Below are 566 nucleotides of genomic sequence, written 5' to 3'. Positions count from 1 at the left end.
AAGCAGTTCAACCCGAAAGAGCTTGCTAGCGTGGTGGAGCGTTTAGAAAACTGGTCAATCGCACCTAATGGCACCGAAGGCTACCGCACGGCGGAAGTGACTTTGGGTGGTGTAGATACCGATCACCTGTCTTCTAAAACCATGGAATGTAAAAACATCAAAGGCTTGTACTTCATCGGAGAAGTGATGGACGTTACCGGTTGGTTAGGTGGCTATAACTTCCAATGGTGCTGGTCGAGTGGCTTTGTGGCAGGTCAGTGGGTGTAATCCAGCGCTGCACGCAAAGATAGAAAGAGACGATGAAAAAGAGCACTGAATTCAATTCAGTGCTCTTTTGCTATTTGCGGTGTGTTTACTCGTCTTGATACTTTTCGAGCTTGTTGTACAGCGTTTTAACGCTGATACCCAGCTCCTGAGCCGATTCCGTTTTGTTGCCTTGATTCTCTTCAAGCGTATTGAGAATAGCGGCTTTTTCCAGCTCTTCTAACGATACGCCAGCAGGCACCATATCTTCTAATCGGGTGCCAGTTTCTAGTGGCGGCGTATCGAAAATCAGATGTTCATCT

2 protein-coding genes are annotated in these 566 nt (G+C 47.2%); one reads left to right on the top strand and one right to left on the bottom strand.

Going from position 1 to position 566, the window contains the following annotated elements; genetic code table 11:
* The coding region (locus R7Q09_RS27350; RefSeq protein WP_318144107.1) for an NAD(P)/FAD-dependent oxidoreductase at positions 1-267 on the top strand (267 nt) is incomplete at its 5' end.
* Positions 268-352: 85 nt separating this feature from the next.
* Here R7Q09_RS27350 and R7Q09_RS27345 read toward each other — a convergent pair.
* The coding region (locus tag R7Q09_RS27345) for a helix-turn-helix domain-containing protein (RefSeq protein WP_318144106.1) at positions 353-566 on the bottom strand (214 nt) is incomplete at its 5' end.

It is taken from the genome of Vibrio sp. 2130-1 (genome assembly GCF_033339515.1).
This window is presented reverse-complemented; position numbering and strand designations above follow the sequence as displayed.